General features: G+C 63.2%; 23 protein-coding genes and 1 pseudogene. 16 read left to right on the forward strand and 8 right to left on the reverse strand.

Features of this window, described 5'->3' with window-relative positions; all coding sequences use genetic code 11:
- Window positions 1–13: 13 nt before the first annotated feature.
- Together K5X80_RS00420 and K5X80_RS00425 are read right to left on the reverse strand one after the other, a co-directional pair.
- Complete coding sequence (locus K5X80_RS00420; RefSeq protein WP_222558911.1) at window positions 14–979, reverse strand: 3-keto-5-aminohexanoate cleavage protein; 966 nt, start codon at window positions 977–979, stop codon at window positions 14–16.
- A 268-nt stretch (window positions 980–1247) separates the two neighbouring features.
- Window positions 1248–1907, reverse strand: coding sequence for a hypothetical protein (locus tag K5X80_RS00425; RefSeq protein WP_222558912.1), 660 nt, complete (start codon window positions 1905–1907; stop codon window positions 1248–1250).
- A 215-nt stretch (window positions 1908–2122) separates the two neighbouring features.
- On the opposite strand from K5X80_RS00425, the gene K5X80_RS00430 reads away from it, so the two are divergent.
- Window positions 2123–2557 (forward strand): OsmC family protein, encoded by a 435-nt coding sequence (locus K5X80_RS00430; RefSeq protein WP_222558913.1) that lies wholly within the window; start codon window positions 2123–2125, stop codon window positions 2555–2557.
- 16 nt (window positions 2558–2573) lie between these two features.
- Here the strand turns inward: K5X80_RS00430 and catB are convergent, their stop codons facing one another.
- Window positions 2574–3206 carry a type B chloramphenicol O-acetyltransferase gene (gene catB / locus K5X80_RS00435; RefSeq protein WP_222558914.1) on the reverse strand — a complete coding sequence of 211 codons (633 nt, stop codon included), beginning with the start codon at window positions 3204–3206 and terminating at the stop codon, window positions 2574–2576.
- 285 nt (window positions 3207–3491) lie between these two features.
- On the opposite strand from catB, the gene K5X80_RS00440 reads away from it, so the two are divergent.
- From K5X80_RS00440 to K5X80_RS00455, 4 genes are all read left to right on the forward strand, one after another.
- The gene (locus K5X80_RS00440; RefSeq protein WP_222558915.1) at window positions 3492–4202 is read left to right on the forward strand and encodes a DUF3592 domain-containing protein; all 711 of its coding nucleotides are present in this window, start codon (window positions 3492–3494) and stop codon (window positions 4200–4202) included.
- Window positions 4203–4344: 142 nt separating this feature from the next.
- Window positions 4345–4665, forward strand: a complete 321-nt coding sequence (locus K5X80_RS00445; RefSeq protein WP_222558916.1) for a DMT family transporter — start codon at window positions 4345–4347, stop codon at window positions 4663–4665.
- 107 nt (window positions 4666–4772) lie between these two features.
- Window positions 4773–5195: an NADH-quinone oxidoreductase subunit A gene (gene ndhC / locus K5X80_RS00450; RefSeq protein WP_222558917.1), complete on the forward strand. Its 423-nt coding sequence runs from the start codon at window positions 4773–4775 to the stop codon at window positions 5193–5195.
- Window positions 5196–5556: 361 nt separating this feature from the next.
- The gene (locus K5X80_RS00455; RefSeq protein ID WP_222558918.1) at window positions 5557–5862 is read left to right on the forward strand and encodes a BA14K family protein; all 306 of its coding nucleotides are present in this window, start codon (window positions 5557–5559) and stop codon (window positions 5860–5862) included.
- A 42-nt stretch (window positions 5863–5904) separates the two neighbouring features.
- Here K5X80_RS00455 and K5X80_RS00460 read toward each other — a convergent pair whose 3' ends face one another.
- Window positions 5905–6546, reverse strand: coding sequence for a YqaA family protein (locus tag K5X80_RS00460; protein WP_222558919.1), 642 nt, complete (start codon window positions 6544–6546; stop codon window positions 5905–5907).
- 495 nt (window positions 6547–7041) lie between these two features.
- Here K5X80_RS00460 and K5X80_RS00465 point away from each other — a divergent pair, with 495 nt between their 5' ends.
- From K5X80_RS00465 to K5X80_RS17155, 3 genes and pseudogenes are all read left to right on the forward strand, one after another.
- Window positions 7042–7185, forward strand: coding sequence for a hypothetical protein (locus K5X80_RS00465; RefSeq protein ID WP_222558920.1), 144 nt, complete (start codon window positions 7042–7044; stop codon window positions 7183–7185).
- Window positions 7182–7457 (forward strand): annotated as a pseudogene (locus tag K5X80_RS17150) (DUF6127 family protein); the annotation flags it as partial. The gene K5X80_RS00465 and the pseudogene K5X80_RS17150, both read left to right, overlap by 4 nt.
- A 33-nt stretch (window positions 7458–7490) precedes the next feature.
- Window positions 7491–8090 (forward strand): DUF2793 domain-containing protein, encoded by a 600-nt coding sequence (locus K5X80_RS17155; protein ID WP_349306077.1) that lies wholly within the window; start codon window positions 7491–7493, stop codon window positions 8088–8090.
- Between the two features lie 7 nt (window positions 8091–8097).
- Here K5X80_RS17155 and K5X80_RS00475 read toward each other — a convergent pair whose 3' ends face one another.
- Together K5X80_RS00475 and K5X80_RS00480 are read right to left on the reverse strand one after the other, a co-directional pair.
- Window positions 8098–8532, reverse strand: coding sequence for a protein tyrosine phosphatase family protein (locus tag K5X80_RS00475; RefSeq protein WP_222558922.1), 435 nt, complete (start codon window positions 8530–8532; stop codon window positions 8098–8100).
- Window positions 8529–9335 carry a TerC family protein gene (locus tag K5X80_RS00480; protein ID WP_222558923.1) on the reverse strand — a complete coding sequence of 269 codons (807 nt, stop codon included), beginning with the start codon at window positions 9333–9335 and terminating at the stop codon, window positions 8529–8531. The genes K5X80_RS00475 and K5X80_RS00480 overlap by 4 nt, the downstream gene beginning before the upstream one ends.
- 272 nt (window positions 9336–9607) lie before the next feature.
- Between K5X80_RS00480 and K5X80_RS17160 the strand changes: the two genes are divergently transcribed.
- The 6 genes from K5X80_RS17160 (at window position 9608) to queC (ending at window position 14795) form a co-directional block, all read left to right on the forward strand.
- A complete protein-coding gene (locus K5X80_RS17160; protein ID WP_283249197.1) occupies window positions 9608–10357 on the forward strand; it encodes a cold-shock protein in 750 nt (249 codons plus the stop codon).
- 143 nt (window positions 10358–10500) lie between these two features.
- Window positions 10501–11691: an aspartate aminotransferase family protein gene (locus tag K5X80_RS00495; RefSeq protein WP_222558924.1), complete on the forward strand. Its 1191-nt coding sequence runs from the start codon at window positions 10501–10503 to the stop codon at window positions 11689–11691.
- Window positions 11691–12617, forward strand: a complete 927-nt coding sequence (gene argF / locus K5X80_RS00500; RefSeq protein WP_222558925.1) for an ornithine carbamoyltransferase — start codon at window positions 11691–11693, stop codon at window positions 12615–12617. Before K5X80_RS00495 ends, argF begins: the two co-directional genes overlap by 1 nt.
- A 50-nt stretch (window positions 12618–12667) precedes the next feature.
- Window positions 12668–13561, forward strand: coding sequence for an Hsp33 family molecular chaperone HslO (hslO, locus tag K5X80_RS00505; protein ID WP_222558926.1), 894 nt, complete (start codon window positions 12668–12670; stop codon window positions 13559–13561).
- A gap of 76 nt (window positions 13562–13637) precedes the next feature.
- Window positions 13638–14051 (forward strand): DUF3617 domain-containing protein, encoded by a 414-nt coding sequence (locus K5X80_RS00510; RefSeq protein ID WP_222558927.1) that lies wholly within the window; start codon window positions 13638–13640, stop codon window positions 14049–14051.
- Window positions 14052–14099: 48 nt separating this feature from the next.
- Window positions 14100–14795, forward strand: coding sequence for a 7-cyano-7-deazaguanine synthase QueC (queC, locus tag K5X80_RS00515; protein ID WP_222558928.1), 696 nt, complete (start codon window positions 14100–14102; stop codon window positions 14793–14795).
- Here the strand turns inward: queC and K5X80_RS00520 are convergent, their stop codons facing one another.
- The gene (locus K5X80_RS00520; protein ID WP_222558929.1) at window positions 14796–15323 is read right to left on the reverse strand and encodes a superoxide dismutase family protein; all 528 of its coding nucleotides are present in this window, start codon (window positions 15321–15323) and stop codon (window positions 14796–14798) included.
- Window positions 15324–15536: 213 nt separating this feature from the next.
- Here K5X80_RS00520 and K5X80_RS00525 point away from each other — a divergent pair, with 213 nt between their 5' ends.
- A complete protein-coding gene (locus K5X80_RS00525) occupies window positions 15537–16406 on the forward strand; it encodes a dienelactone hydrolase family protein (protein ID WP_222558930.1) in 870 nt (289 codons plus the stop codon).
- Between the two features lie 15 nt (window positions 16407–16421).
- Here K5X80_RS00525 and K5X80_RS00530 read toward each other — a convergent pair whose 3' ends face one another.
- Window positions 16422–17411, reverse strand: coding sequence for an aldo/keto reductase (locus tag K5X80_RS00530; RefSeq protein WP_222558931.1), 990 nt, complete (start codon window positions 17409–17411; stop codon window positions 16422–16424).
- Between the two features lie 196 nt (window positions 17412–17607).
- Between K5X80_RS00530 and purU the strand changes: the two genes are divergently transcribed.
- Window positions 17608–18462 carry a formyltetrahydrofolate deformylase gene (gene purU / locus K5X80_RS00535; RefSeq protein WP_222558932.1) on the forward strand — a complete coding sequence of 285 codons (855 nt, stop codon included), beginning with the start codon at window positions 17608–17610 and terminating at the stop codon, window positions 18460–18462.
- Window positions 18463–18517 lie beyond the last annotated feature (55 nt).

The following is an 18517-nucleotide window of genomic DNA, read 5'->3' on the forward strand; positions in this document are numbered from 1 at the left end:
TGCACGCTTTAGGCTATGCGGCCGATAGGAGTGCATCCCGCGGCGACAGGCCCGCCCGCTGACGCAGATCGTTGGGCGTTGCGGGCGTGAAGCCGCGGCGAATGAGAAGATCGACGTAGTGATCGACCATCTGCGCATTGCCGCCCGGGAAAATGGCGGCATGGTCCCCCATTCCGACACGCATCGAAATGCCCCGGTCCAGCGTCGCTTCCTGGAAATACTCGTAGGTTTTCATGTCGGGCAGACCGGCGATGAACAGGTTGACTTCGGAATCCACATCCATGTGCCGCCATTGCCAGAGAAAGGCGTCCAGCCCTTCGATCGACGGCGTGGGGCCCCACATCAGATCACAGAAGAAATTGATCGAAACCAACACCGGCTTCGGGATCAGGCCTTCCCGCGCATAGGCACCCAGCAATCGCAAATCCGCCATGTTGAACACCCCGAAGAAGGGCGTGTACCCCCTGTCGAGCACTTCTTGGACGCATGACGGCAAACGGAACGGCAGGTCCGGCCGCAACGACTGGCTATCATCGATAGTAACCAGCCGGTTGCGATGCACATCGTAACCCGATTTCAGATGTTCGAACCGGAACGCGTCGATATTGACGATCTCAAGCCCGCCATGTTCCGGGGGCTGTTCGTCGAGAGCCCAGATATGCGGCAGGTCTGCCCGATCCGAAGGGCTGACCACGCCATACGGCATATTGGTCGGCTCCATGATGATGTTGCTCTGGCGGGCCGCGAGATCGAGCGCCCGGCGGTAAATGTTCGCCCCATTCCGGTCATCCTCCAGCGCTTGCCGGCCATCGTTCAGGCGCGAATGGAAATGCGCGATCGTGCCGCCCGATTTCCCGCACCGGATGGCGTCCTGCGCGATTTCCTCGGCGGTGTAGGGAACAGCCCCGTTTGTGGTCTTTTTCTGGAATTCGTTCATTCCGATCCGGACCATGACTTTGCCGTTATCTCCCAATGTCATGCTGTTCCTCCCGATTTCGCTCTTCCGATCGCCACACGCAGATGTGCCGCGCACGGCCACCATCACCCGCGTTCGGCACAGGTCCCCCTTGTATGGTGATTCCGATTTTCGCCCTTCATCCGATCGGATGAGCAGTTTGATTTCCCTCGCCGGGCGAGACGAGATCAGGTGCCGTCACGCGGCACGGCGCGCGCCGCAGGCGGATCGTTCCTCCATCCAAACTGCCTTGCGTATGCCCGAAGTGCCGCAGCCCGGGGCATTCCCCTGTTCAGCGTGCCCCGAACGCGGCGGCGAGCATGGCGGGTTCATCCTCGCAGACTTCGGCGAGAATCCACGCATCGAGAATGAAATTTTCCGATTCCGGCAACGCGGTGATCGCCGGGGCCTCGCCCTTCAGCCAGAGGCTGATGACCGCATCGTAGGGAAGCGAGGAATAGCCGACCGATTCCCCGTTCACCACGCCCACGGTCACCGTGCCGACCGTCGGCTCATCGGCAAGGGCAAGGCCATAGGCAGCCAGCGCGGCATCAAACGGGTCCGGGGCCACGCCGTCGGGCTTGCGGATCAGGAGAAGCTGGCGGCGCGCGCCCTTGGGGGCAATGTCCACCGCCGGGCCGCTAATGACCCGTTCGTCAATCGAGCCGGAACGCATGTCCTCCGGTGTCATGAAGGCATGCTCATCCTCGTCGAAGATGGCGCGGATCGCCGGATCGAAATTGACCGCGACGTGATCGAAATCGGGGGCCATCCTACATTGCATGAAAACGTCGAACCATATCCCCGGCGACGCTTCGATCACGTGATTGCGCAAGTATTTGCTGAACTTGAAATATTTCATGCCCAGGCGGGAATGCACGTTCTCGTAGTAGTCCTTGAACTGCTCACGGGAAAAATCGGACCGCTTCGGAATCAGAGATACGCCAATCATATGCCCATGCACCCTCGTTTCGATCGCAGACGGGTTGGCCCCGTTCGCCGATCTGCCGATGCCAGTTGATCGTCCGGCGCGGCGAAAGTCAATGCGGCGCACATCACCGGTCATCGCGCCACCCGTGGCGTTCGGCCCGCACATACAGACGCCGCAATCGCCGGGAACTTTCCGCTGCCTGAGGCATCGTTTCTCCATCAGGCAAGGAGGCCCCCATGGCGATTATCAAGACCGGCAGCGCGAAATACGAAGGATTGGGCAAGGACGGCGTGGGCCACGTGTCCACGGGGTCGGGCGCGCTCAGCGATCAGCCCTACGGATTCCAGACCCGGTTCGAGGATAAGCAGGGCACCAATCCCGAGGAACTGATCGCCGCGGCCCACGCAAGCTGCTTCACCATGGCGCTGTCTTTCGCGCTCAACCGCGCCGGGCACAGCGAAGGCACCCTGGAAACCGAGGCCAAAGTCACGCTCGACAAGGAGGGTGACGGGTTCACCATCACCCGCTCGGCGCTGACCCTCACCGCCCGCGTGCCGGGCATGGAACGCGCGCGGTTCGAGGCCATCGCCGCCGATGCCAAGGCCAATTGCCCGGTCTCCAAGCTGCTCAACGCCGAAATCTCGCTGGATATCGCCGATTTTCAGGGGTGAACGAAACCCGCCCCGGCTACGCCTGCACGCAATCCCGCCAGTAGCGGTGTAGCGCTGCGACACCGTCACCGGTCAGCAAGGGCAGGGCTTGGAGCAGGTGGTCTATCGGCCAGTCCCACCACGCCATTTCCAGCAATTGGGCAATCGCCGGTTCGTCGAAGCGCTTGCGCACCGGCTTGCCCGGATTGCCCACGACCACGGCATAGGGTTCGACATCGCGCGCCACCACCGCGCGCGTGCCGATCACCGCGCCATGGCCGATGGTGACGCCCGGCATCACCACGGCTTCGCTGCCGATCCACACATCGTGCCCGATCACGGTATCGCCCGCCGGGCGATAGCCGTTGGCCGCACCGGCGAATTCCGGCGCATCGGGATAGAAGAAGAACGGAAAGGTGCTGATCCAGTCGGCCCTGTGCCCCTGATTGCCCGCCATGATGAAACTGGCCCCGGAACCGATCGAGCAGAAACTGCCGACGATCAGCTTGTCGGCGTCCTCGCCGGGCAAGAGAAAGCGGGCGCAATCGTCGAAGCTGTGCCCATGGTAGTAGCCGGAATAGTAACTGTACCGGCCCACCGCGATATTGGGATGCGTCACCTGCCGGTCGAGCGGAATGCCCCGGAACGGGCTATCGAAGAAATTGTCCATGAAATCGCCTTTGCGAAGGCGGCGGGCGAAACGGGGCCCCTGCCGCCGGATATACGAATACCATCGCCGAACGGGCCATTGGCCGGTTCGGGCACGGTTCCTCACGTCAACGGCGCGGGAACCCGATGCAGGTGATACACGGGGCGGACTTCATAAGGACCATCCGTGCCCGAAGCCGCCGTGCGGGGCAAGCGGCAATGCGCCGGGGGCGTGGACGCGGAGCCCCAAATGCCCGCATGGACCGGCCATTGTCAGGCATGAAGCCGCTCTCTACAACCGCGCACCATGACCAATGTGTTCCGGCTTGTGGGCGGCATTTTCACGCTGGTGGGGGCGGCCATGCTGGCGATCTCGCTGTTCCTGCTGGCGCAGCGCAACGAGGCCAGCCGCGACGATCTGCGCGCAGCAGGGGTGGTGCATGCTCTGATGCCGGGCCGCGACGAAGATGGCGGAGTGACCTACACCGCCATCGTCCGCTTCGCCGACCGGCAGGGGCAGATGCACGAATTTGCCGATGGCATCGCATCGCGCCCGCCGCGCTTTTCGCGGGGGGAACGGGTGCCGGTGCTCTACGATCCGCAAACGCCGGAGCGGGCGGTGATCGACGATCTCTGGGGCCGGTTGGGCGCGCTGCTCATCATCGGGCCGCTGGGGCTGCTGTTCGCGATTCTCGGCGCCATGCTGCTGATCGTCGATCTGCGTGCCGGGCGGCGCAAGGCCCGGCTGCTGCGCGGCGGCCAGCCGATCCAGGCACGCTTCCTCCACGTGTTCCGCGACACCCGGATCGCGCGGAACGGCGACCACCCCTATCGCGTGGTGGCGCAAGGCCAGGATCCCCGGACCGGCGCCCTGCGGCGGTTCGAAAGCGAACCCGTGTGGGTCGATCCCACCGACCGCCTGCAGGGGCGCATGATCACCGTGCTGACCGATCCGCGGGACCCGGACACGCACCATATGGACCTTTCGCCCTTCGTCGACCGGGCCGCGCTCGGCTGAACGGACCTGGTGGGCGCCCGGGGGGCGACTTGCCCCGGTGGCGCCCTGCGGCTATGTTGCAGAGAGCAAGGACGGCCTTCCCTGTCATCGGCGGGAAAAAATGTCCGGGACGGCCCGGCAGCTTACTCGAAAGGAGGCTGTTGTGGCCTGGGCTTATCTTGTTGCGGCCGGTATTCTCGAAATCATCTGGGCCTATGCGATGAAGCAATCATACGGTTTCACCCGGCTCGTGCCGACATCCATCACCATCGTGACCATGATCGCCAGCTTCGCGCTGCTGGCGCTGGCGATGAAAAGTCTGCCGCTGGGCACGGCCTACACCATCTGGACCGGGATCGGCGCCGTCGGGGCGTTCGCCATCGGCGTGATCGTCCTCGGCGAACAGGCCAGCGCGATGCGCATGGGCGCGGCGGCGCTGATCGTCAGCGGGCTGGTGCTCATGAAACTGTCCTCGCCAGGTTGAGCGCATCGCGGGCGGCCACATCCGTCCACTAACGAGGCAACGTCCTCACCTGCACGGTGCAGGGTTCAAGTCCGGGACGGCCCGGCTCTCTTGGAAAAGGAGCATCCATGCCGTCCCCCCCGCCCCTCGCCGCCCTGCCCCTCGACAGCGGGGCAGCGTTCGCGCTCGGCGACTATTTGCCGATCCTGATTTTCCTCGGCATCGCACTGGCGCTGTCAGCGCTGTTCACGCTTTTCCCGATGGCGGTTTCCCGCATCACCGGCACGCACCGGCCCAACACCGAAAAACTGTCCGAATACGAATCCGGCTTTCCCGCGTTCACCACACCGCGCAGCCCGTTCAACGTGCGCTTCTACCTCGTCGCGATCCTGTTCCTGATCTTCGACCTTGAGGTTGCTTTCCTGTTTCCGTGGGCGGTGGTGGTTTTCGATCTTGGCTGGGAAGCCTGGATCGCGATGATGATCTTTCTCGGCATCCTGACCATCGGCTTTCTCTACGAATGGAAAAAGGGCGCGCTCGACTGGGAATAGGCGAGGAGGCGGTGCCGAACCGGCGCCATTATCAGGGGATCGCCCCGTGCAGGACAAAAAAAGGAAGGCCGTAGCGAACTACGGCCTTCCGCGGGGGGAGAAGTCATGCGTCAGCGGCTGGGAGGGGGGAGAAGCCGCATCAGCAAGGCCATGTCTAGCAGACCCCGCTGAATTGCATATGAACCTGCCGTTTAGGTTGGCTACAGGTTCCCTCTTCCCGTGTGGAAAGCCGATTTTCCGCCAGGTGGCGGCCTGTCCCGCCCGCCCGCGCGTTCGCCGCAAATACGGCTCGTGGTTCATTCTCCGCACAGATTCCGCCGCTCACGAAGGGCACTCCACCCCCTGACTTCGGAGAACCGCCATGAAACTTGTGAGCTTCGCCATCGCGCTTTCGCTTGCCCTGGGTGGCACGGCCGCCGCAGCCCATGATCGGTACGACCGGTACGATCGCCATCGCCACGAACAACGCTATGAGCGGCATCGCTACGAACCACGCTACGAACACCGCGAACGCTATCGCCATCACCAACCGCGCAGGACCTGGCGGCATGCGAACAGCCGCTGGGAACGGCACGTCTATGCCTGCCAGCGGCGCTACCGCCATTACAACCCGCGCACCGACCGCTATCTCACCCGCCATGGCCAGTGGAAGCGCTGCCGCCTGTGACCGGTGCGGCCGGGCTTTGCAGCCCGGCCCCGTGCCCCGCGATCAGTTCCCTGGATGGACTTCGGTCGCGTGGGCGCATTTTTCGGTGGTTTCCTGCCCTTCGCCCGACAGGAGCGTGATGGCGAGGAAGCCCGCGATGATCGCCGCGACGAAAGCGATCGTCACCAGCCCGAGGTACTTGTCGATGAAGCGCTTGATCGGGGTGCCGAACAGGCGGAACAACACACCCACGATCATGAAGCTGATCGAGCGCGAGACGAGGCTGGCCAGCGCGAATGTCAGCAGGTTCATGCCGATGAACCCGGCGGTGATCGTCAGCAGCTTGAACGGGATCGGCGTCGCCCCCTTGGCGACGAAGATCCAGAAACCGGTTTCGCGCAAGTAGCAGGCGGCGACCGGGAAGCTCTCGGTCAACCCGAGCAGAGCGAGCAACTGTTCGCCGACCACATCGTAAAGCCCCCAGCCGATAGCATAGCCGAGGAACCCGCCCGCCACCGAGGCGAGCGTGGCGATCGCGGCGAAGCGCACCGCTCTGCGCGGTTCGGCAAGACACATCAGGCCGAGCAGCGGGTGCGGCGGGATGGGGAAGAAGCTCGCTTCCACGAAGCAGAACAGCGCCAGCCACCATTCGGCATGGGGATGCGCCGCCTTGGCCATGGTCCAGTCGTACAATCGCCGCAGCATCGAAATCTCCAGAAAACCGCCAGAACCGGCCCGGGAACGGTATCGTGATCGGAGGCGGCCGGTGATCTGCCGCGGCTCCCGCATCCCGGACGGGCTGCGCGAAAGCCCGTGTAAATCACCCCTGCCCCGCCCGCAAGCGTTAGGAAATAACCTATTTGGTTATTTTCACTTGACATCGTGACGCTATACGGTTAGAGAAACGGAACATCGCGATAATACGAATCGGCGCTGCCGCCTTCCCCACAGTTCTACATCGTCACCCTGCACTTGATTTGTGCGAGCACGCCTTCGGCTCCAGGGTCCATGTCTCCACTCATACCGTCGCGCCGTAGGCGTGATGGATGCTGAAACAAGGTCAGCATGACGAAGTGAGCGCTGCGGTCGATAAAGCCGACCATAACCGCCAAAGGCGGGGTGGTAGCCAGGCGCGCCCAATAGGCCGCGCCAGTGCCTGAAGCCCTATTCAACCAACTCTCGCTCCGAAGAGGAATCATCATGCCACAGCTATCCGCGCTCGCCGAAGACCGCGAGCGGCTATGGGCGCAGCTTTCCGACGCCGATTTCCTCTCTGCCGATGAAAAGCGCGAACTGCTCGGCATCACCCCCGCAGCGGAACCTTCCAAAGGAGCCCCCTCATGAACAGCGAAGACATGCTGGCGCGGCTGGTCGCGCAGGCCAATGGCGAAGGGGGCGATCTCGTCACCCTGCGCGCGATTGTCGAGGAAGCGAGCGAGATCGGCGCCAACCGCACGCTCGCCCGGCTAGGCCTCGCCGATCCGGGAGCGGAAGACGATATCGGCGAGTTGCGCCAGCTTTTGCAGGCATGGCGCGATGCCAAGGCCAGCGTCTGGCGCGCGGCGATCGGCTGGGCGGTGCGCGGCCTGTTCGCGCTGCTGCTGATCGGCATCGCCTACCCCCGCGATGCGCTGGGAAACCATGCAGCCATCACTCACGCTTGCGGCGCAGACCATGCTCCAGCTTGCACAAGCCCATGCGGGCCAGCCGCTCTGGGTCCGCCAGATCGGGCGGTTCGCCCCATCCGACCCCCTTCTCCTCACCACTCTTGCCTGAGGCCCATCATGACCGATCCGATCCAGTTCGCATCCGCCACACCGCGCTATCGCCTGCCTCTGCTGTTCGCCGGGCAGGCGCAGAAGGAATTCACGGTCAACGAAGCCCATGCGCTAACCGATGCCCTGCTGCATCTCGCCGTGGAAGGAGAAGCGGCCAGCCCGCCGCCCGCCCCGGAAGAAGGCGATTGCTGGCTGGTGCATGCCGCCCCCACAGGCGATTGGGCGGGCCATGCCGGGCGCATCGCCTGCCGCCAGAGCGGAACATGGCTGTTCATCGCGCCGCGCGACGGAATGCGCGCATTCAACCGCGCGACCGGGCAAGACTGGCGCTTCGCCGGGGATTGGCAGGCGGCCAATGCGGTTACGGCACCGGCGGGCGGTGCGACGGTCGATGCCGAAGCCCGCGCCGCAATCGGCGCTTTGCTCGAAGCTCTGACCACGGCGGGCATTCTCCCGCCGGGCCCGGGCTGATCGCCCATCAGGAACGAGCGGCCAGCATGTCCATCAATTGCCGGATGGGAGCCACGTCATACCCGCCGCACGCCGCGGCGGTGGCGATATCGTCGACATTGCGTCCACGGCTTGCCTCCGCCAGCGACCACAGCAGCGTCGACCGCGTGCCCGAACGGCAATAGGCGAGCACCGGCCCCTGATTGCGCGCCAGTGCTTCGGCCATGGCTTTGACCTGGCCTTCGCTGAAGCCGGCATGCGTGACGGGGATATAGAGATAGTCCATCCCGGCAGCGCGCGCGGCGGCTTCGATGTCGGCCCCCGGGGTCTGATCGGGCGATTCGCCCTCCGGCCGGTTGTTGATCACCAGCGTCACCCCCAGTTCGCGGGCCTGGGCGATATCGCTCACCGCGATCTGCGGGCTGGCGAAGATACCCTCTTCCAGTTTGCGGAAATCGCTCATGATGCGGTGCCTTCCTCTGCCGCGGCGAGCCGCATCCTGCGGTTGCGGCCAATCATGTTGAGCAGTTCGACCGCGACCGAGAAGCCCATCGCCGCATAGACGTAGCCCTTGGGCACATGGAAGCCGAACCCGTCGGCGATCAGCACCAGCCCGATCATGACCAGGAAGGCTAGGGCCAGCATCACCAGCGTGGGATTCTTCTCGATGAACCGCGCCAGCGGATCGGCGGCCACGAGCATGATCGACACGGTGATGATCACCGCCGTCACCATGATCGGCACGTGATCGGTCATGCCCACGGCCGTCAGGATCGAATCGATCGAGAAAACCAGGTCGAGCGCGATGATCTGCGCGATGGCAGCGGAAAATGTCATCTGCACCGCCCCCTTTTTGGGATCGAGCAGATTACCGCTGGCAGGGGCAGGATCGATGTTGTGGTGAATTTCCTTGGTCGCTTTCCACAGCAGGAACAGGCCGCCCACCAACAGGATCAGATCCCGCCCGGAAAAGGCCGTTTCGAATGTGGGCATGCCATGGCCATCGCGCGCGCCCTCGATCCCCAGATCGAACAGTGGGGTCTGCAAGGTGACGATCCAGCCGATCACCATCAGCAAAGCGATTCGCATGATCAGCGCCAGGCTGAGGCCGATCTTGCGCGCGCGCGCCTGCTGCTCCGGCGGCAGTTTGTTCGACAGGATGGCGATAAACACCAGATTGTCGATGCCGAGTACGACTTCGAGCGCGATGAGAGTAATCAACGCCGCCCAGGCTGCCGGATCGGACAAAAGTGCGAGTATTTCCATAACGCGCCTCTCTGCCGAACCTGCGAATGCGAGGCAAGCGGGCCCGTGTTGCGGATGGCGATTCACGCATTTTTTTTCGAAAAGGGGCTTGATGTGGCGCGCAAACAACACAAGCGGCTTTGAAATCATTCGCACAGCCACCGATTCTGCGTTATGAACCCAAGCATAGTTGGGGAGTTTGCCGCAAATTTTGCGACTGCTGCCAGATTCGGGGCGATTCGTCCGCGTTACCGAATTGAGATTTTGGGCGAAACGAAGGTACGTTCAGCTTTATGGGTTTTGATAGAGGGCGTCGCGGTCGGGGACGCGACAAGCGTGACGGTTTTGGTGAAGAAGGCTTCGACCCCTTCATGGGCGGTGATCGCTTCGGTGGCGGCGACCGCTTCGGCGGTGGAGGTGACCGTTTCGGCGGCGGTGGCGGCCCTCGTGGCGGCGGCGATCGCTTCGGCGGTGGCGGTGACCGTTTCGGCGGCGGTGGCGACCGTTTCGGCGGCGGCGGCCCTCGTGGCGGTGGCGCCCCGCGCGGCATGCCCGCCCAGGTGGTCGGCACGGGCCGCGGTGCTGTAAAGTTCTTCAACGCCAACAAAGGCTTCGGCTTCATCCAGCGTGAAGACGGCGGAGAAGACGTGTTCGTGCACATCAGCGCCGTGGAACGCGCCGGGCTGGAAGGCCTGGCAGAAGGCCAGACGCTCGAATTCAACCTCGTCGATCGCGGCGGGAAGATTTCGGCCGCCGATCTTCAGGTCGTCGGCGATGTCATCCCCGTGCAGCAGCGCGCCGAAACGCCGCAGCGCCAGCTGACCGGCGAACGCGCAACGGGAACGGTCAAGTTCTTCAATGCGATGAAGGGCTTCGGTTTCATCACGCGCGATGACGGGCAGCCCGATGCCTTCGTTCACATCAGTGCGGTGGAACGGTCCGGCATGCGTGAACTCAACGAAGGGGATCGGCTCGAATTCGATCTCGAAGTTGATCGACGCGGCAAGCATTCGGCCGTGAACCTCGTTCTGCTGAACAGCTAAGCGCGAGGGCCACGGTCGGAATATTTGACCGGCGGCCCACAGCGTCATAAACCAACCTGTGTGGCGGCCCTTTCGGGGGCCGCCTTTCTCTTTTTACTGGTGCGGCCCTTTCCGATGCCGCTGCAATTCGAGGAGCCCGATCGATGGCGATCGAACCGCTGATGCCTGTCTACCCCCGGTGCGATGTGCGGCCGGTGCGTGGCGAACATTGCCACCTGATCAGCGAAGATGGCCGCCGATTCCTCGATTTCGCGGCCGGGATCGCCGTCAACATCCTCGGTCATTCCCATCCGGGCCTGATCGGCGCGATCCAGCAGCAGGCGGCCACGCTGATGCATGTGTCGAACCTGTACGGCAGCCCGCAGGGCGAACAGCTCGCCCGGCGGCTGGTCGATCTCACTTTCGCCGATACGGTGTTCTTCACCAATTCGGGCGCCGAAGCGGTCGAATGCGCGATCAAGACGGCGCGCGCCTATCACCAGCATGTGGGCAACGATCACAAGTATGAACTGATCACGTTCAACAACGCTTTCCACGGGCGGACACTGGGCACGATCAGCGCATCGAACCAGGACAAGATGCACAAGGGCTTTCTGCCCCTCCTGCCCGGCTTCAAATACGTCGAATTCGACGATCTGGAAGCGGCCAAGGCCGCCATCGGACCGAACACCGCCGGATTCCTGCTCGAACCGATTCAGGGCGAAGGCGGTATTCGCGTCGCTTCGGACGCATTCATGCACGGGTTGCGCGCTCTGGCCGACGAACATGATCTGATGCTCGTTCTCGACGAAGTGCAGACGGGCGTTGCCCGCACCGGCGCGTTCTATGCCTACGAACATTACGGCATCCAGCCCGATATCCTCGCCACCGCCAAAGGTCTCGGCGGCGGCTTCCCGCTCGGTGCCTGCCTGGCCACCGAAAAGGCGGCGCGCGGCATGGTCTTCGGCACCCACGGTTCGACTTATGGCGGCAACCCGCTGGCCATGGCGGCGGGCAACGCCGTGCTCGATGCCGTCGCCAACGAGGATTTCATCACCGAGGTGCAAGAAAAGGGCGAACGGATCAGGGGCCGGCTCGAACAGTTCATCGGCAACTATCCGGATCTGTTTGAACTGGTGCGGGGCAAGGGCCTGATGCTGGGCCTGAAAATGAAAGTCGAAACCCGCCCCTTCGTCACCCATCTGCGTGACAATCACGGGCTGCTGACCGTTTCGGCGGGCGACAACACACTTCGCCTGGTGCCGCCGCTGGTGATCGGCGACGCAGAAATCGACGAGTTCTTCGAACGCCTCTCCGCAGGCGCATCCAGCTATACCGTGCCGGAGACTGTCTGATGGCCCGCCACTTCCTCGATCTCAACGATGCGGGCGGCGATGCGCTCGCCGCGATGATCAATGACGCCATCGACCGCAAGGCGGCGCGCGCAGGCCGCCCCAAAGGCGCGGCGGATGACGATGCGCCGCTTGCCGGGCGCGTTCTGGCGATGATCTTCGAGAAGAATTCCACCCGCACCCGGGTCAGCTTCGACATGGCCATGCGCCAGCTCGGCGGCAGCGCGATCGTGATGGAATCGGGCAGCATGCAGCTTGGCCGCGGGGAATCGATCGCCGATACCGCCCGCGTGCTTTCGCGCATGGCCGATGCGATCATGATCCGCACCGACGATCACGCCAAGATCGAGGAAATGGCCCGCCATGCCACCGTGCCGGTGATCAACGGACTGACCGACCGTTCGCATCCCTGCCAGATCGTGGCCGATCTGCTGACCATCGTCGAACGCCGCAAGCCCCTGCCCGGGCTGGAAGTCGCCTGGCTGGGCGACGGCAACAACGTGCTGCATTCCATTCTCGAAGCGGCCGGGCTGATGAAGTTCAATGTCCGCGTGGGCACGCCCGCAGGCTACGAACCCGATCCCGAATTCATCGCTTTCGCCCGTGAAAACGGGGCCCAGGTCACGCTGACCAACGATCCCGCCACCGCCGCCGATGGCGCGGATGTGGTGGTCACGGATACCTGGGTTTCGATGGGGCAGGACCACGCCGATCAGAAGATCGCAGCGATGATGCCGTTTCAGGTGAACGACGCGCTGATGACACGGGCCAAACCGGATGCCATTTTCCTGCACTGCCTGCCTGCCCATATCGGTGAGGAAGTGACCGAAAGCGTGTTCGAAAGCCCGGCATCGGTGGTGTTCGATGAAGCCGAAAACCGCATTCACGGGCAGAAATCCGTGCTTTTGTGGTGCTTCGAAGCGATCTGAACCCGCCCTCGCCCTTTCTTTAACGGACTTGCGACCCCATATCCCGCGCGATGACGGATACACACGAAACCTACGCCGACCGATTGCTGACTTTCACACTGCCCCAGCGCCACGTCCGCGGCCGCATGGTGCGGTTGGACAGCGTGTTGAGCACGATCCTGTCGGCGCACGACTATCCCACGCCGATCCGCGATCTTCTGGCCGAGGCGCTGGTGCTTGCCGCGTTGAGCGGCGGTCTGCTTAAGGACGACGGCAGCCAGGTCACGATCCAGGCGCAGACCGACAGCGGTATCGTCGAACTGCTGGCCTGCGATTATCGCGGGGGCGAATTGCGCGGCTATGTCCAGTTCGATCCGGAACGGGTCGCGCAACTGGGTGCCGACGTTTCACTGGAAACGCTGTTCGGCAAAGGCTTCCTCGCGGTGACATTCGATCTCGCCACCAACGATCAGCGCTATCAGGGGATCGTCCCGCTCGAAGGCAATTCGATCACCGCGGCATTCGAAAACTATTTCGGCCAGTCCGAACAGGTGCCGACTCTGATTCGCGTCAGTGTCGATACCTCCACTGATCAGCCGGTGGCCTCGGGCATTCTTCTCCAGCACCTTGCCGATGGCGAGGAAGGGCGGGAACGGCTGCATGTGCGCATGGACCACCCCGAATGGGAGCATGTGGCCATTATCGGCGACACCATCCGCCCGGAAGAACTCATCGACGGCACCCTGTCGCTGGAAGCTCTGCTCTGGCGGCTGTTTCACGAAGAAGAGGAAATCCGCGTCACGCCGGGCCCATACCTCAGCCGGGGTTGCCGCTGCACCACGGTGCATTTCGAGAACGTGCTGGCGCGGTTCCCTTCGGAAGAGCGGGCCGCAATGCGCAACGACGACGGGATCATTATGGTCGATTGCGCGTTTTGTTCGCGCCTCTTCCCTATTCAGGATTAAGTCAGTTCGTCGCTTGTATGGTGCAACTTAACGCGCCATATGGAAGCGAATGGCCGATTTGGTCGGAGTTATGCCTATGCAGAAATCTGCGAAAATCCGTGGGGGTTTGCTGTCGCTGGCAGGCGTATCGATGCTTTGCGGCCCCGCAACCCCCGTTATCGCCCAGGGCAAGGCGCTGGAAGCATTAAGCAGTCTAGCCCCGGGAAGTTGGGAAATCCGCAATCGGTCCGACAACACCCGGCATCGCATTTGCGTGCGTGACGGGCGCGAATTCATCCAGTTGCGCCATCGGCATCCGGGCTGCCGCCGCTTCGTGATCGAAGACACGGACAATCGCGTGATCGTGCAGTACACCTGCCAGGGGCATGGTTATGGGCGGACTCAGATCCGCAAGGAAACCGCGCAGATCGCCCAGATCGAAAGCCAGGGCGTGGTCGATGGGCAACCGTTCCAGTTTTCCGCCGAGGCGCGCCGGATCGGTGCGTGCTGATCGGGATCGCCCTTGAAAGCGGGCCACGCGGGCAGTAGCGCGCTTTCCATGATCAAAACCGATACCACTTCGAAATCGGCGGTTGTGCTGCTGTCCGGCGGGCTGGACTCGATGGTGTCCGCCGCGCTGGCACAGGAACAGGGCTACAGCGTCAACGCCCTGACCATCGACTACAATCAACGCCATCGCCGCGAACTGGACGCGGCGCGGGATGTCGCGCACATGCTGGGCGTCACGCGCCATGTCATCCTGCCGCTCGATCTCAGCCTGTTCGGCGGATCGGCGCTGACCGACCGTGCGATCGACGTGCCCAAGGGTGAATCGGGGGCGGCAATTCCGGTCACATATGTCCCGGCTCGCAATCTCGTTTTCCTGTCACTGACGCTCGCCTGGGCAGAAACACTCGATGCCCATGACATTTTCATCGGGGTCAATTCGCTGGACTATTCCGGCTATCCCGATTGCCGCCCGGAATTTATCGCCAGTTTCACGGAAACCGCCCGCCTCGCCACCAAGGCCGGGGCGGAAGGCTCCCCCTTCACCATTCACACGCCGTTGCAGTACCTCGGCAAGGCGGAAATCGCCCAGGAAGCCGCACGGCTCGGCCTCGATCCCGGCCGAAGCTGGTCATGCTACGATCCGCAATCTGACGGTAGGGCCTGCGGCGTGTGTGACAGTTGCCGCCTGCGCCGCGATGGTTTCGCCCAGGCAGGGCTGGAAGACCCCACCCCTTACGCGGCCTGATCAGCCGCGCTGCAAGACACCGCACGCGATGCGCCCGCCGCTGTTGCCCGCCGGATCGGTCTTGTAGTCGTCCGGACCGGCATGGAGTACGATGGCCGTGCCATCGGCATCGAACACGTCGGACAGGATTTGTTCACGCGCGCCGTCCAGCGCCACCGTCAGCGATCCCGTTCCATCGGCAGCAATCTCGATGTTCGGCAGATCGCCCAGATGGCTCCCCATCGGATTGTCCGTGCCATGCTGCTTGCTACCCGGATTGAGGTGGCCGCCGGCCGTCGTGAATGCCGGCGCCTCACAACGTCCGACCGCATGCAAATGGATTCCGTGCGGCCCCGGCGTCACCCCGGCCAGCGCGATGACAAGCGACATTTTATTGCCCGCGCCAGTCAGTTCCGCAGTGCCAGCCGCCTGTCCATTGGCAAACACCAGCTTCGCGGATGCCAGCCTGTCGGCCTGGGCATCATCTCCCACCGATGCACAGGCCGCCAGCGCCATCGGTATGGTCAACATGAGCGCTTTGCGGATCATCTGTGTACTCCTCTTCGTTGTTGAACCCGATTATCTAACGCTGGCAAGGCCAGCTTGTGCCATTTTAGCCCGCCAATTTTTCAGGAGCGGCCCTCTTAAAACCAAGGCGGACAATAATTCGCGGGGCAGGTCAAGCCTTGTGCCCGCTGCACGAGGGCTGGACGCCCCCGTGGAACGGAGTAGATTCCGCCGAAGTGAGATGCGGAGGCCCGGATGTGCGATCAACATACCCATGACAATCTCGATGCCATGCTCGCCCGGCGCGGGCTGACGCGGCGGCAGTTCGCCGCCATGGGGGCCACCACCGCACTGGTAGCCTGCGCCCCTGCCGGAAAGGCCGCCGCCAGCGATCTCGACGAACGCGATGTCGCGATCACCACGGCGGACGGCACCGCCGACGGATTCTTTGTCGCACCCGCCAAGGGCCCATCACCCGGCGTCATCATGTGGCCTGACGTCGCCGGACTGCGCGATGCGTACAAAGTCATGGCCCGGCGGCTGGCCGGGGCCGGCTATGCCGTTCTCGTTCCCAACCCTTATTATCGCAGCGCCAAGGCACCGATCCTCAACAGCCTGTCCGAATGGTTCGAACCGGAAAAGCAGGCCCGGCTCAAGCCGATGATGGCGCTGGTCGACGGCGCAGCGACTGCCCGCGACGCCACGGCATTCGCCACCTGGCTGGATCAGCAGAGTGAAACGGACAGCAAGCGCGGCATAGGAGTGTGCGGCTATTGCATGGGCGGATCGCACGCCGTGCGCAGCGCCGCGGCAGTGCCGGAACGGATCAAGGCCGCCTGTTCCTTCCACGGCGCGCAACTCGTCACCGGCAAACCGGACAGCCCCAATCTGCTGATGGCCGGTACGAAGGCCCATTTCCTTTTTGCCATCGGCCGGGATGACGATGCCAAGATGCCTGAGGAAAAGGCAGTATTGCGTGCCGCCGCTGCCACAGACAGGCCGGTGGAAGCCGAAGTCTATCCGGCGGACCATGGATGGTGCACGCTGGACGCACCCAGTTATGACAAGCCGCAGGCCGAAAAGGCGTGGGGCCGGATGCTGGCGACGTTCGAAGCGGCGCTCTGATCCGGCCTCGCTTGCTCAGGCGTATTCTTCGGTAAAGACCAGTTGCCGCATGGCATCGCCATAGCGATGTCCGGCAATCGTGTCTTCGTTGATCAGCGCATCCGCGCGATCGAGCAGCGCCTGTTCCACCGCGATCTTGCCGGCGGCGAAATTGTCTTCCAGATGACGGAGACTGCGCGTGCCCGGAATGACGTGGACATGCCCCCCACGCGACAGGGCCCACGCCAGCGCCAGTTGTGCCGCCGTCATCCCCGCCTCCGCCGCCAGAGCGACCAGGGCATCGATCAAGGCGCGGTTCGCAGGCCAGTTTTCCGGCATGAAGCGCGGCATTGTGCGGCGCATGTCGCGCGCCGGCAAAGTGGCCGGATCGTCCAACTCGCCACACAATCCGCCTCTGCCCACTGGCGAGAACGCAACGAAAGCGATGCCCAGTTCACGCGTCGTCTCCAGCACTGCCAGTTCGACGTTGCGCGTCCACAGCGAATATTCGGTCTGGACGGCAGACATGGGATGCACGGCATGCGCCTCCCGGATTTGCGCCGCGCTCCATTCCGATACGCCATAGGCACCGATCTTGCCCACTTCGATCGCCCGCACCAGCGCGCCGACCGAATCCGCCACGGGCACGGTCGGATCGAAGCGGTGCAGATAGAGCAGATCGATATGATCGGTTTCAAGCCGTTCGAGGCTGGCATCGATCGAGGCCGTGATCGATTGCGGGCTGCAATCGACACCGCGCACCTCGTCCTGAATCACGATCCCGGTTTTCGACGCGAGGAAATACTCCTGCCGTTTTCCTTTCAGCGCTTCTGCAATCAGCTTTTCGCTTTGCCCGAGACCGTAGATATTGGCGGTATCGAGATGATCGTACCCCAGTTCCAGCGCCCGATGGAGAATGGCAATGGCTTCGGCATGCGTGGGCGGTTCGCCATAGGCCCAGCACAGGTTCATGCAGCCCAGCCCGACCGGATCGACCGGCCTCCCAGCGAGTGTGCGCTTCGTCATCTCGTTCCCATCGTTTCTGAATTGATCGTCGGCTGAGGCATATCAGCCCTGCTTTCGACTGCAACCGTGCATCCACGGCCCTATCCCGGACCGCATGGCGATTTTTCGCAATTGCGGTGGCGACTTCGGCAGACAGGCAGGCTAGAGCCCGCCCGGTTCATATCGCGAAACGGAATGCAGCAGGGAGATCCGGACGATGGCACAAGCCTATGTGATGACTTTGTCGTGCAAGGACCGGGTGGGCCTGGTTGCCGCAGTCACCACGCGGCTGGCCGAAATCGGCGGGAATATTCGCGAAGCACAGCAGTTCAACGCGCGCGACACCGGCATGTTCTTCATGCGGATCGTGTTCGATTGCCCGGGGCGCCCGCTGGACGATATCGCGCAGGAATTCGCGCCGGTGACAGAACGGTACGGCATGGAATGGACGCTGCGCGACACCACCACCCCGCGCAAAGTGCTGTTGATGGTCAGCAAGTTCGATCACTGTCTGGCCGACCTGCTCTATCGCAACCGGATCGGTGAAATGCCGATGGATATCGTGGGCATCGTCTCCAACCATCCGCGCGAAGCGCTCAACGTGCCGCTGGTGCGGGATATTCCCTTCCATCACCTGCCGATCACCAAGGACACCAAAGCCGAACAGGAAGCCCGGATCAGGGCCATCGTGGAGGAAACCGGCGCCGAACTGGTGGTGCTGGCCCGATATATGCAGATTCTTTCCGATGAAATGGCCGGCTATCTCACCGGGCGCTGCATCAATATCCACCACAGTTTCCTTCCCGGCTTCAAAGGCGCGAAACCCTATCATCAGGCGCATGCGCGCGGGGTGAAAATGATCGGGGCGACCGCGCACTACGTTACCGCCGATCTCGATGAAGGACCGATTATCCATCAGGACGTGGAAGCGATCAGCCATGCCGACACACCCGAAGATCTGGTCCGCAAGGGCCGCGATATCGAGCGCCGGGTGCTGGCCGCTGCCGTGCTTTATCACCTCGAAGATCGGGTCCTGATGGACGGGCACAAGACCATCGTCTTCAAGACCTGACGCCTTGAAGCGCTGACCAGGCGGCTACGCGCGGATAGTGCCGCGCCTCTTGGCC

It is taken from the genome of Caenibius sp. WL, from assembly GCF_019803445.1.
Lineage (GTDB): Bacteria > Pseudomonadota > Alphaproteobacteria > Sphingomonadales > Sphingomonadaceae > Caenibius.

Coding starts and splice junctions, on each gene's coding strand:
- K5X80_RS00420 (WP_222558911.1), bottom strand. CDS start 979: ATGACATTGGGAGATAACGGCAAAGTCATGGTCCGGATCGGAATGAAC.
- K5X80_RS00425 (WP_222558912.1), bottom strand. CDS start 1,907: ATGATTGGCGTATCTCTGATTCCGAAGCGGTCCGATTTTTCCCGTGAG.
- K5X80_RS00430 (WP_222558913.1), top strand. CDS start 2,123: ATGGCGATTATCAAGACCGGCAGCGCGAAATACGAAGGATTGGGCAAG.
- catB (WP_222558914.1), bottom strand. CDS start 3,206: ATGGACAATTTCTTCGATAGCCCGTTCCGGGGCATTCCGCTCGACCGG.
- K5X80_RS00440 (WP_222558915.1), top strand. CDS start 3,492: ATGACCAATGTGTTCCGGCTTGTGGGCGGCATTTTCACGCTGGTGGGG.
- ndhC (WP_222558917.1), top strand. CDS start 4,773: ATGCCGTCCCCCCCGCCCCTCGCCGCCCTGCCCCTCGACAGCGGGGCA.
- K5X80_RS00455 (WP_222558918.1), top strand. CDS start 5,557: ATGAAACTTGTGAGCTTCGCCATCGCGCTTTCGCTTGCCCTGGGTGGC.
- K5X80_RS00460 (WP_222558919.1), bottom strand. CDS start 6,546: ATGCTGCGGCGATTGTACGACTGGACCATGGCCAAGGCGGCGCATCCC.
- K5X80_RS00465 (WP_222558920.1), top strand. CDS start 7,042: ATGCCACAGCTATCCGCGCTCGCCGAAGACCGCGAGCGGCTATGGGCG.
- K5X80_RS00475 (WP_222558922.1), bottom strand. CDS start 8,532: ATGAGCGATTTCCGCAAACTGGAAGAGGGTATCTTCGCCAGCCCGCAG.
- K5X80_RS00480 (WP_222558923.1), bottom strand. CDS start 9,335: ATGGAAATACTCGCACTTTTGTCCGATCCGGCAGCCTGGGCGGCGTTG.
- K5X80_RS17160 (WP_283249197.1), top strand. CDS start 9,608: ATGGGTTTTGATAGAGGGCGTCGCGGTCGGGGACGCGACAAGCGTGAC.
- K5X80_RS00495 (WP_222558924.1), top strand. CDS start 10,501: ATGGCGATCGAACCGCTGATGCCTGTCTACCCCCGGTGCGATGTGCGG.
- argF (WP_222558925.1), top strand. CDS start 11,691: ATGGCCCGCCACTTCCTCGATCTCAACGATGCGGGCGGCGATGCGCTC.
- hslO (WP_222558926.1), top strand. CDS start 12,668: ATGACGGATACACACGAAACCTACGCCGACCGATTGCTGACTTTCACA.
- K5X80_RS00510 (WP_222558927.1), top strand. CDS start 13,638: ATGCAGAAATCTGCGAAAATCCGTGGGGGTTTGCTGTCGCTGGCAGGC.
- queC (WP_222558928.1), top strand. CDS start 14,100: ATGATCAAAACCGATACCACTTCGAAATCGGCGGTTGTGCTGCTGTCC.
- K5X80_RS00520 (WP_222558929.1), bottom strand. CDS start 15,323: ATGATCCGCAAAGCGCTCATGTTGACCATACCGATGGCGCTGGCGGCC.
- K5X80_RS00525 (WP_222558930.1), top strand. CDS start 15,537: ATGTGCGATCAACATACCCATGACAATCTCGATGCCATGCTCGCCCGG.
- K5X80_RS00530 (WP_222558931.1), bottom strand. CDS start 17,411: ATGACGAAGCGCACACTCGCTGGGAGGCCGGTCGATCCGGTCGGGCTG.
- purU (WP_222558932.1), top strand. CDS start 17,608: ATGGCACAAGCCTATGTGATGACTTTGTCGTGCAAGGACCGGGTGGGC.